The organism is Kribbella sp. NPDC050820, assembly GCF_040653975.1.
In the GTDB taxonomy this organism is placed as follows: domain Bacteria; phylum Actinomycetota; class Actinomycetes; order Propionibacteriales; family Kribbellaceae; genus Kribbella.
In genome coordinates, this window is sequence record NZ_JBFAHB010000014.1 from 146,550 (window position 1) to 157,888 (window position 11,339).

At 70.6% G+C, this 11,339-nt stretch carries 10 protein-coding genes; 2 read left to right on the forward strand and 8 right to left on the reverse strand.

The window, feature by feature from the left end; translation table 11 throughout:
• Nucleotides 1-16 precede the first annotated feature (16 nt).
• Nucleotides 17-1,195: a PEP/pyruvate-binding domain-containing protein gene (locus AB0H36_RS15715; RefSeq protein WP_360522506.1), complete on the forward strand. Its 1,179-nt coding sequence runs from the start codon at nt 17-19 to the stop codon at nt 1,193-1,195.
• Here AB0H36_RS15715 and AB0H36_RS15720 read toward each other — a convergent pair.
• The 8 genes from AB0H36_RS15720 to infB all read right to left on the reverse strand — a co-directional run bounded on the left by AB0H36_RS15720 (nt 1,185) and on the right by infB (nt 10,872).
• Nucleotides 1,185-2,042 (reverse strand): LLM class flavin-dependent oxidoreductase, encoded by an 858-nt coding sequence (locus tag AB0H36_RS15720; protein ID WP_360522509.1) that lies wholly within the window; start codon nt 2,040-2,042, stop codon nt 1,185-1,187. The two genes, AB0H36_RS15715 and AB0H36_RS15720, sit on opposite strands and share 11 nt — an antisense overlap.
• Before the next feature lie 29 nt (nt 2,043-2,071).
• Nucleotides 2,072-3,151 (reverse strand): trypsin-like peptidase domain-containing protein, encoded by a 1,080-nt coding sequence (locus AB0H36_RS15725; protein ID WP_360522512.1) that lies wholly within the window; start codon nt 3,149-3,151, stop codon nt 2,072-2,074.
• Nucleotides 3,151-4,407 carry an arginine deiminase gene (locus AB0H36_RS15730; protein WP_360522515.1) on the reverse strand — a complete coding sequence of 419 codons (1,257 nt, stop codon included), beginning with the start codon at nt 4,405-4,407 and terminating at the stop codon, nt 3,151-3,153. Before AB0H36_RS15730 ends, AB0H36_RS15725 begins: the two co-directional genes overlap by 1 nt.
• 37 nt (nt 4,408-4,444) lie before the next feature.
• Complete coding sequence (locus AB0H36_RS15735) at nt 4,445-5,899, reverse strand: basic amino acid/polyamine antiporter (protein WP_360522536.1); 1,455 nt, start codon at nt 5,897-5,899, stop codon at nt 4,445-4,447.
• A gap of 46 nt (nt 5,900-5,945) precedes the next feature.
• Nucleotides 5,946-6,833, reverse strand: a complete 888-nt coding sequence (locus AB0H36_RS15740; protein WP_360522518.1) for a c-type cytochrome — start codon at nt 6,831-6,833, stop codon at nt 5,946-5,948.
• A 283-nt stretch (nt 6,834-7,116) separates the two neighbouring features.
• Entirely contained in the window at nt 7,117-8,013 is an 897-nt protein-coding gene (truB, locus tag AB0H36_RS15745; RefSeq protein WP_360522521.1) for a tRNA pseudouridine(55) synthase TruB, read from the reverse strand.
• On the reverse strand, nt 7,994-8,431 hold the full coding sequence (gene rbfA / locus AB0H36_RS15750) for a 30S ribosome-binding factor RbfA (protein ID WP_360522524.1): 438 nt from the start codon (nt 8,429-8,431) through the stop codon (nt 7,994-7,996). Before rbfA ends, truB begins: the two co-directional genes overlap by 20 nt.
• A gap of 101 nt (nt 8,432-8,532) precedes the next feature.
• The gene (gene infB, locus AB0H36_RS15755) at nt 8,533-10,872 is read right to left on the reverse strand and encodes a translation initiation factor IF-2 (RefSeq protein WP_360522527.1); all 2,340 of its coding nucleotides are present in this window, start codon (nt 10,870-10,872) and stop codon (nt 8,533-8,535) included.
• Nucleotides 10,873-11,131: 259 nt separating this feature from the next.
• Between infB and AB0H36_RS15760 the strand changes: the two genes are divergently transcribed.
• The coding region (locus AB0H36_RS15760) for a hypothetical protein (RefSeq protein ID WP_360522530.1) at nt 11,132-11,339 on the forward strand (208 nt) is incomplete at its 3' end.

The window sequence follows — 11,339 nt, forward strand, 5'->3', positions numbered from 1 at the left end:
TGTTGAAGAGGTGCTCGTGATCGTCCCCCTCACCGAGGCCACCCCAGAGCAGGCCGGCGGCAAGGCTGCCGTCCTCGGCCCGCTGCTCCGCGCCGGTTTCCCGGTCCCGGCCGGCTTCGTCGTACCCGTCGAGGTCTATCGAGCGGTGACGAGGCGTCTGGACCTGCCCGCGGTACTGTCCGAACACGGCCCAGCCGAGGTACGACGTCTGATCAGCTCGCAACCTCTGCCATCAGACGTGCTGGACGAGGTGGAGGCAGCTCTGGAGGGACTCGGGAGCCACGCGTTCGCCGTACGTTCCTCGGCGTCGAACGAGGACACCGCGACTGCGTCAGCCGCCGGTCAGCACGACTCGTTCCTGGCCGTCGGCCGCGCGGGAGTCGCCGCCTGCGTGTCTGCTGTCTGGGCGTCGCTCTGGTCCGACCGCGCGATCGCCTACCGCTCGACCGGCCTCCCGGAGATGGCCGTTCTGGTCCAGCAACACGTCGACGCCGACGTCGCCGGAGTTGTCTTCACCGGAACCCCAACCGTGATTGAAGCCTCGTGGGGTCTAGGCGAGTCCGTAGTCCGCGGCCACGTCACCCCCGACACCTTCAAAACCACCCGGTCCGAGGTCCTCAGCCGCCGCCTCGGCACCAAACAGACCCGCCTCGACGGCCGCACCCCGACGGAGGTCCCCTCCGCCGACCGCGATCGCCTCTGCCTCAGCGACTCGCAACTGCTACGCCTGACCCAGCTGGCCGCCGACGTCGCCGACCACCTAGGCGCCCCACAAGACATCGAGTTCGCCTTGTCGAATGACCAACTCTGGCTCCTGCAATCCCGACCGATCACAGCTCCGCTCCCAACCTCCGACCACACCAGCGAAATGCCTGGGCTGCGTGGGACCGGTGGGAGTGCTGGAGTGGCTTCGGGGACTGCTCGGGTCGTGCGGGGGCCTGCGGACTTCGGTCGGGTGGTGCCCGGTGACATCCTCGTGTGCCGGTTCACGGACCCGGCGTGGACTCCGCTGTTCGGTGTCGTCGCCGGTGTGGTCACCGAGACCGGCGGCTTGCTCTCCCACGCCGCAATCGTCGCCCGCGAGCACCGCATCCCCGCCGTACTCGGCGTCCCCCACGCCACGACCACCCTCCACGACGGCCAGCCACTGACCCTCAACGGCACCACCGGCACCGTCCAACCGCTCACCTACTGACGCGGGGCGGGCCTGCTTTGAGACGGCTTTCGGCGGCGGCGCGGACTTCGGTGGGGTCCATCGACGACCAGTCGGCTTCTATCCACCAGGTGGCGCCTGCCTCGGACCACGGACGGACCGTGTCGGCGTCGTCGGGTTTCGTGGTGCCTTCGACCACGATGTCGTAGTCGTCCATGGTCAGGCCGTGAGTGGCGCGTTCCTCGCGGATCCAGGTGATGGCCTCGGTGAGGTGTTCGGGAGTCAGCTCACCAGGGGTCTCGCCGGGCTGGAGGACGGGCGCGTAGTTGGGGAGCCAGCCGTCTTGGAGGGCTGCCCGGCGCATCGACTTCGGGCGGGGCCAGGCGCCGACCACCCAGGTCGGGATGCGCGGCTGCTGGACCGGGGGCGGTGGGGCGGGCGGCATCAGGTCGGGGATCTTGCGCGAGCGGTAGTGCTTGCCGGCGTACTCGAAGGGCTGGTCGCGCCACAGGTGCTGCAGCATCTCCAGCGACTCGTCCATCAGCTCAGCACGGACCTTGCGCCCCGGATCGTCCTCGAACAGCCAGAACCGGTCCTCCCCGGTGACCCCGAGCCCGACCACCAGGTTCACCCGCCCGTTGCTCAGGTTGTCCACGGTCGACGTCTGCCCGGCCACGTCCCACGGTTTTCGGCGCGGCAACGGCGTCAGCATCGTGCCGAGCCGGATCCGCTCGGTCGTCATCGCCGCCGCGGCCAGCATCGCCCAGGCGTCGATCCCCCAGATCGACTCCCAGACGAAGAACCCGTCCCACCCGTGCTCCTCGGCGAGCGCCGCCAACTCAGCCGCCGCCCGCGCATCGCCGTACGCCATCACGAAGCCGTATCTCATCCTCCGACCGTAAACGGCGCCACCGACAGTCAGCCGGTTCCCGGTAAGGCCGGGTCCGGCTGCCGGCCGAGGGTGACCGTGGTCGTCTGGGCCACGCCGGCGCGTTCGAAGTCGACCTGGACCGTCGCACCCGGCTGCTTGTTCAGGGAGATCTCCTGGAGCTGGTCGGCGCTGGTGACGGCCTCGCCGTCGAGGGCGGTGATCACGTCGGCGCGGCGCAGACCGGCCGCCGCGCCAGGCCCAGCAGGGGGCGCGGCCACCACGTAGAGCGCGTCCGGGTTGATGGCGCTGTCACCGCGCGACAGGGGTACGACGGCCAACCCGAAGTACCCGTGGACGACGCGGCCGTCCGCGATCAGCTTGTCGGCGATCGTCTGCGCCGTGTCGGCCGGGATCGCGAACCCCAGCCCGATGCTCCCGGCCACAGGCACGCCCCGTGAGTCGCTGGCGGTCGCGCCGGCCGTCGGCACACCGACCAGCCGGCCACGACAGTCGGCCAGCGTCCCGCCGCTGTTGCCCGGGTTGATCGACGCGTCGGTCTGGATCGCCGAGGTGAGCAACGCAGTGGTGTTGTTGTCCGCCGGGACCCGGGCCGACCGGCCGAGCGCGCTCACCACGCCGGCCGTGATCGTGTCCGTCAGGCCCAACGGGGCGCCGATCGCGAAGACCTGGTCGCCGACGTCCGGCGCCGGACCGAACTCGATCGGCGTCACCGCCGACTTGGGCGTGACCGAGATGACCGCGAGGTCGGTCTGGATGTCCCGCCCGACCAGGGTCGCGGGCAGTTCCTCGCCGTTCGGCCGCAGCACGGTGATGGTGCCGCCGGTGGCGGCCGCGGAGATGACGTGGTTGTTGGTCAGGATGTGTCCCTCGGTGTCGAGGAACTGACCGGACCCGTTGCCGCCCCCGCCCGTGCTGGACTGCACGTAGATCGTCACCACCGACGGCATCGCGGTCTCCGCCACGGAATTGGCGTCACACCGCCGCACGCTGCTCCGCGCCCACCCGACCGAGGCTACGACCGCGACGATCCCGAGGACCAGCACGGCCACCAGCAGCGGCGACCAGTCCCGCTGATGCCGCGGGCTGGACTGCACCGGCTCGGTCATCAGAAGTCGACCGGATCGCGGATGATCGGGCACGTCATGCAGTGACCGCCGCCGCGGCCGCGGCCCAGCTCGGCGCCGACGATCGTGATCACCTCGACGCCGGCCTGGCGCAGCAGCGTGTTCGTCCGGGTGTTCCGGTCGTACGTGAAGACCACGCCCGGCTCGACCGCGACCGCGTTGTTGCCGCTGTCCCACTGCTGGCGTTCGGACTCGTACACGTCGCCGCCCGTCTCCAGGACCCGCAGCGCCGGCAGCCCGAGCGCCGCGGCCACGACCTCCACGAACCGCCGCGATCCCTCGTCCACCACCTCGACGCCGGGCGCGGTGTCCGCCGGCCGCAACGAGAAGGTGTGGACGGCGTCCATGATCGCCGGGTACACCGTGACGATGTCGCGATCGGCGAACGTCAGCACGGTGTCCAGGTGCATCGCCGCCCGCAGCTTCGGCATCCCGGCCACCACGACGTGCTCGGCCGCGCCCTTCTCGAACAGCGCCGCCGCGACCTGGGTGATCGCCTGCCGCGAGGTCCGCTCGCTCATCCCCATCAGTACGACGCCGTTCCCGACCGGCATGATGTCGCCGCCCTCGAACGTCGCCCGTCCCCACGACAGCTCCGGGTCACCCCACCACACGGTCGAGCCGGCGAAGTCGGGGTGGAACTGGTAGATCGCCTTCATCAGCAGGGTCTCGTCGTGCCGCGCCGGCCAGTACAGCGGGTTCAGCGTCAGACCGCCGTACAGCCAGCAGGTCGTGTCGCGGGTGTAGAGGGTGTTGGGCAGCGGCGGCATCAGGTACTCGCGGGCGCCGGTCGCCTCCCGGGCGAGGCCGATGTAGCCGGTGCGGAAGTCTTCCGGCAGGTCCGAGGTGGCGAGGCCGCCGATCAGGTACTCGGCGAGTTGCCGGGGCTCCAGCGTCTCCAGGAAGTTCCGGGTCCCGTCGACCAGGCCGAGGCCGACGTCGTTGGCGACGATCTTGCGGTCCAGCAACCACGACCGCGCCTCCGGCGCCGCCACCGTCTCGGCCAGAAGGTTGTGCAGCTCGACCACCTCGACCCCGCGGTTCGACAGCTTGTTCACGAAGTCGGCGTGATCACGCTGTGCGTTCTCCACCCACATCACGTCGTCGAACAGCAGGTCCCCCGCATTGGTGGGGGTGAGCCGGCGGTGCGCCAGCCCGGGCGAGCAGACGAGAACCTTGCGCAGCCGGCCGACTTCGGAGTGGACGCCGTACGTCGAGGTCGTGTCGTGACTGGTCATGCGGATCGACTCCTTGCTGCGTGCGGGCCGGACCGGCTCAGATCGTGATCCAGCCGGTCGCGAGGGCGATGACACCGAGGACGGCGCCGAGGACCGAGACGGCGAGGATGACGAGCTCGCCGGGGGTGAACAGCCGGCGGCCTTGCTCGCGGCGGGCCATCACGAACAGGACGCTCGCGGGGGCGTAGATGATGAACGACAACAGGATGAACTTGGGACCGGCGGCGTACAGCAGGAACGCGGTGTAGATCGTGGCCAGCCCGCCGACCACCAGCTCGCGGCTGTGCCCCTCCGGCGCGTCGGCGTAGGTCTCGCGGGTGACCGCCAGCTTCAGCGCGTAGCCCGCCGCGAGCAGGAACGGGATCAGGCTCAGCGCGCTCGTCAGGTCGAGGGCGAAGTTGAACGCGTCCTCGGAGAACAACGTGACCACCAGGACGATCTGGATCAGGATCGTCGTCATCAGCAACGCCGCGGTCGGTACGTCGGCGGCGTTGGACTGGCGCAGGAACCGCGGCATGTCGTCGTCGAGCGCGGCCACGAACAGCACCTCGGCGGCCATCATCGTCCAGGCCAGGTAGGCGCCGAGCACCGACACGATCAGGCCGACGCTGACGAAGACCTCGCCCCACTGCCCGACCGCCGCCTCCAGCACCCCGGCCATCGACGGCTGCCGCAGCTCGGCGATCTCCTCGATCGGCAGGATGCCGTACGACACCACGGTCACCGAGGCGAAGACGGCCAGCACGCTGAGCAGGCCGAGAACCGTGGCCCGGCCGACGTCCTCGCGGCGCTCGGCGTGCCGCGAGTACACGCTCGCCCCCTCCACGCCCAGGAAGACGAAGACGGTGACGAGCATCGTCCCGGTGACCTGGTCGTAGAGCGACCCGTAGCCGGCGCCGTTGAAGTTGTCGGCGAACACCTGCGGGTCCAGGTAGATCGCCGCGATCAGGATGAACACCAGGATCGGCACCAGCTTCGCGACGGTGACGATCCGGTTGATGATCGCGGCCTCCTTCACCCCGCGCCGGATCAGCAGGTAGAACACCCAGATCCCGACCGTCGACAGGGCGGCGGCCACCCAGGTGTCGCCGTCACCCAGCGGCGACCACAGCGCACCGACCGTCGACATGATCAGCACCCAGTAGGTCACGTTGCCGACGCACGCGCTGGCCCAGTAGCCGAACGCCGAGAAGAAGCCGAGGTACTCGCCGAAACCGGCCTTCGCGTAGGCGTACACGCCGGCGTCGAGCTCGGGCTTGCGGATCGCCAAGGTCTGGAAGACGAAGGCGAGCATCAGCATGCCGGTGCCCGCGATAGCCCAGGCGATCAGCGCCCCCGCGACCCCGGTCTCCTGGGCGAACCGGCGCGGCAACGAGAACACCCCCGCGCCCACCATCGAGCCCACGACCATGGCGGTCATGGTCATGAAGGTCAGTTTTTGTGCCGATGACGTACCCGAGACAGTCTCTGCACTGGCCACCCTTGGCATCATGCCGACGGCGCGCTGACGCCTGATCACCCGCAGTGGATGAGATCGATCAGGACGGTGGCTTGCTGCCCTTGGCCTTCATGCCATTCGCGCCGATCCAGACCGCGACGGCAACCAGCAGGCCGATCCCGACCAGCCAGCCCCACAGTCCCTCGGAGACCGGGCCGAGGCGGCCGAGACCGAACCCACCCGGATCCCGCTCCTCCTGCAGGGCGACGATGTAGGCAATGATGTCGCGCTTGTCCTCCGGCTGCAGCACCTGGTCGGAGAAGACCGGCATCTGCTGCGGGCCGGTCAGCATCGCCTGGTAGATGTGCTTGGGCGTGCTCTCCATCAGCGAGGGTGCGTAGCGGCCGTTCGGGAGCGCGCCGCCGCGGCCGGCGAAGTTGTGGCACGCCGTGCAGTTGGTGCGGAACAGCTCGCCACCACGTGTCACTTGCTCGTCGGTGACGTTGCTGATGTCGTACGCCTCCGGCGCGGGCACGGCCGGGCCTGGAGCGAGAGACGCGACGAACGCCGAGAGGGCCTCGATCTCCGCCTGCGTGTAGGCCGGTTCCTTGGCCGGGACCTGGGCGCCGGGCTGCGTCGCGGGCATCCGGCCGGTGCCGACCTGGAAGTCGACCGCGGCCGCGCCGACACCGATCAGCGACGGTCCGGCCATCTCGCCCTCACTGTTGCCGGCACCCTCGGCGTTCAGGCCGTGGCAGCTGGCGCAGCCGACCGCGAAGAGCTTCCGGCCCTCCTCGATGGTCTGCGACTGGGAGGAGTGGTCCGCGACCGCGTTGTCAGGCACGACGGCGGCGTACGCCGAACCCACTGCCAACAGGCCGAACAGCAGTACGACGAGGCCGGCTGACCGGTGTCGTCGTACGGAGCGAATCCTTGCCTTGGACAATCGTTTGACCCTCGCCACGAGTTGTTGCGGATCGCAACCCATCATCGGTCACCGTAGCCGTCGGCAACACGGCTGGAGTCACCCGAAGCAGGGGATTTTCCTGCGGGACCGTCCGCTGAGCGGATGACTTCGCCCAGATTCCGGCACCGACCGGTCCGGATCGGCCTAGTCTGAGGGTGTTCGCCTGGCGGCAAAATACCCCACTACCCGGACAGCCCCGCCGAATGCGCCGGGCCGCGACTCTCCCCCACGAGCGTCGCCGAAGTAGCCCCGATCGGCCCAGACGCTGTTTGGGGCCGCCAGGCGGGCCCGCCGATCCGTACGGCTAACTCACGAAGACGGCGGTTGGTTTGGCGAGGGGGCCGTGGGGTTCGTAGAGGGCCAGGAAGGTGCCGGTCGGGTCGAACATGGCGGTTTGGCCGGCGGGGAGGTTGAGGCCGGGGAGGGGGCGACCGGTGCGGATGGCGGCGGACTGGGTGGCGTCGGCGTCGTAGCGGGGGAAGGTGCCCGCGGCCACCTCGGCGATCGGGAGCCAGTCGAAGGAGCCGGCCAGCGACTCGAGCGTGTGGGCGACGGACAGGTCGAAGGAGCCCACCCGGGTACGGCGCAGCGCGGTGAGGTGACCGCCGACGCCGAGCTCGGCGCCGAGGTCGCGGGCGAGGGCCCGGATGTAGGTGCCGCTGGAGCAGTCGACCGAGATGTCGACCTCGATCCCCGACGACACCGGGCGTACGTCGAGGACGTCGTACCGGGAGACCGTCACGCTGCGGGCCTTGAGCGCGACCTCCTCGCCGGCCCGCACGCGTTCGTACGCGCGCCGTCCGTCGACCTTGATCGCGGACACCTTCGACGGCACCTGCGAGATCTCACCGCGGAAGCCAGCCACCGCAGCCTCGATCGCCTCGGCCGTCACGCCGTCGACCGGCGCGGTCGAGACGATCTCGCCCTCGGCGTCGTCAGTCGTCGTGGTCGCGCCGAGCAGCACGGTCGCGTCGTACGACTTGTCGGCCAGCTGGAGATGCCCGAGCAACCGAGTAGCCCGGTTGAGCCCCACGACCAGCACGCCGGTCGCCATCGGGTCCAGCGTGCCGGCGTGCCCGACCTTCCGGGTGCCGGCCAGCCGGCGAATCCGCGCCACCACAGTGTGGGAGGTCAGACCCGCCGGCTTGTCCACCACAACGATGCCATCGGCAACGCTGGGCTCACTCGTCGTCGCTGTCATCGTCCTCGCGGCGCTTGTAGGGGTCCGCCTCGCCGGCCGGCTTCGCGTTCGCAGCGCTCTTGGCCACCTCGGCGTCGGCCAGCCGGGCCTTCTCCAGCAGCTCCTCGATGTGCCCGGCGCTCTCCGGTACGGCGTCCAGGAAGAACGCCACGCTCGGAGTGTGCCGCAGGCCGAGCGCCTTGCCGACCTCGCTGCGGATCAGCCCGCGCGCCGACTCCAGGGCCGCCGCGGTGGAGGCACGCTCCTGCTCGTCGCCGTACACCGTGTAGAAGACACTGGCTTCCCGCAGGTCGCCGGTCAGCCGGGCGTCGGTCACGGTGACGAAGCCGAGCCGCGGGTCCTTCACCCGGCGCTCGAGCAACTCGGCCACGAGCACCTGGATCCGGTCGGCGAGCTGCTTCGCCCTTGCTTCACCCATCAGGGCTCACTCCCTCATTCATGAACAACGTCCGGAGAGGCAGGGTTTCCACCTCTCCGGACGTTACTCCGGTGCCCGGAGCACCCGGGCACCGACTGCTGTCAGTTACGCGGCTTCTCGCGAAGCTCGAAGGCCTCGACCACGTCGCCGATCTTGATGTCGTTGTAGCCGTTGATGGTCAGACCGCACTCGAAGCCCTCGCGGACCTCGGACGCGTCGTCCTTGAACCTCTTCAGCGACGACAGCTCGGTGTTGTCCAGCACCACCGCGCCGTCCCGGATCAACCGGACCTTGGCGTTGCGGCGGATGAGTCCACTGGTCACCCAGCAACCGGCGATGTTGCCCACCTTCGAGGAGCGGAAGATCTCCCGGATCTCCGCCTGGCCCAGAGTGACCTCCTCGTAGATCGGCTTGAGCATGCCCTTCAGGGCGGCCTCGATGTCGTCGATCGCCGAGTAGATGACCGAGTAGTACCGGACATCCACGCCCTCGCGCTCGGCCAGGTCACCGGCCTTGCCCGCCGGCCGCACGTTGAAGCCGATGATGACGGCGTTCGACGCGATGGCCAGGTTGACGTCGTTCTCGTTGATCGCACCGACACCGCGGTCGATGATCCGCAGGGACACCTCGTCGCCGACCTCGATCCGGACCAGCGCGTCCTCCAGCGCCTCGACCGAACCGGACACGTCGCCCTTGAGGATGAGCAGCAGCTCCTGGGTCTCGCCCTTCTCCATCGAGGCCATGAAGTCCTCGAGGGTACGACGGACGCGACGCTTGGCGTTGGCCGCCGCCCGGGCCCGGGCTTCCCGCTTCTCGGCGATCTGCCGGGCCCGGCGGTCGTCGTCGACCACCAGGAACTTGTCACCGGCACCCGGTACCGCGGTCAGACCGAGCACCAGGACCGGACGCGACGGGGTCGCCTCCTCGACGTTGTTGCCGTGCTCGTCGAGCATGGCCCGGACCCGGCCGTACGCCGGACCGACCACCATCGAGTCGCCGACCCGGAGCGTGCCGCGCTGCACCAGCACGGTCGCCACCGGACCACGGCCCTTGTCGAGGTTCGCCTCGATCGCGATGCCCTCGGCGTGCATGTTCGGGTTGGCCCGCAGGTCCAGCGCCGCGTCCGCGGTCAGTACGACGCCCTCGAGCAGGCCGTCGATGTTGATCCGGGACTTCGCCGACACGTCGATGAACATCGTGTCGCCGCCGTACTCCTCGGGGACCAGGCCGTACTCGGTCAGCTGACCGCGCACCTTGGCCGGGTCCGCCGCCGGGACGTCGATCTTGTTCACCGCGACCACGATCGGGACGCCCGCCGCGCGGGCGTGGTTCAGCGCCTCGATCGTCTGCGGCATCACGCCGTCGTCGGCCGCGACCACCAGGATGACGATGTCGGTGGCCTGGGCGCCACGGGCACGCATGGCGGTGAACGCCTCGTGACCCGGGGTGTCGACGAAGGTGATGGCCCGCTGCTCGCCGTCCACCTCGGTCGTCACCTGGTAGGCGCCGATGTGCTGGGTGATACCGCCGGCCTCGTCGGCGACGACGTTCGCCATCCGGATCGCGTCCAGCAGCTTCGTCTTACCGTGGTCGACGTGACCCATCACGGTGACCACCGGCGGCCGGGGAGCCAGGTCGTCCTCGTCGCCCGCGTCGGAGCCGAACTCGATGTCGAACGACTGCAGCAGCTCGCGGTCCTCGTCCTCCGGGGACACGATCTGGACGTCGTAGTTCAGCTCGGTGCCGAGCAGCTGCAGGGTCTCCTCGTTGACCGACTGGGTCGCGGTCACCATCTCACCGAGGTGGAACAGCACCTGCACCAGCGACGCCGGGTCGACGCCGACCTTCTCGGCGAAGTCCGTCAGCGACGCACCGCGGGCCAGGCGCACGACCTCGCCGTCACCGTGCTTGACGCGGACGCCGCCGACTGCCGGCGCCTGCATGTTGTCGAACTCCTGGCGCTTCGCGCGCTTCGACTTCCGGCCACGACGGGCCGGGCCGCCCGGACGCCCGAAGGCGCCCTGCGTGCCACCACGGCCGCGGTTGCCCGGACCCGGACGACCGCCACCGCCACCGGGCGGGCCGCTGGGGCCGCCGCCACCCGGACGGAAGCCGCCGCCACCGCCGCCGCCACCACCGCGCGGACCGGCACCCGGTCCACCACCCGGACCGCCGCCACCGGGGCGGCCACGGCCGCCACCGCCACCGCCACCGGCGCCACCGCCGGGACCGGACGGACGGCCGGTGAACGTGCCGGCCGAGGACTTCGGCATCATCGCCGGGTTGGGACGCGGCGCGCCGGGCACACCCGACGGACGCGGACGGTCGCTACCGCCGCCACCGCGGTTCTGCGGCGGGCGCGGCGGCATGCCGGCCGGGCTCGCACCCTCGCGGGATCCACCCTGACCGCCCGGACCCGGACGGGCGCCACCGCGCTGCATGCCCTGGGTCGAGCTGAACGGGTTGTTGCCCGGACGCGGCGCACCCGGACGCGGGCCGCCACCCTGACCGCCGGGAGCACCCGGACGGGGACCGCCCGGACGCGGGGCGCCAGGACGCGGGCCGCCACCCGGACGCGGGGTCGCACCCGGACGCGGCGAGGCCGGCCGGGCGCCACCATCGGCACCGGGACGCGCCGAACCGCCGGCGGCTGGACGCTGCTGCGCCGGTCCCGGAGTCGGCCGGCCCGGAGCCGGAGCCTTGCTCTGCTCCGCCGGAGCCTGCGGCGACGCGGCCTTGGCGGCCGGCGCCTCGAAGGACGGCGCTGCGGGCGTCTCGGCCGGGGCTGCCGGAGCAGGCTCCTGCCGCGGACCCGGCTTGGGACCGGGCCGCGGACCCGGCTTGGCCGGGGCTCAGGAGAGCGCCGTACGGCGGGTGACTGACAAGCACCGGGCTGCGTCGATGTGCA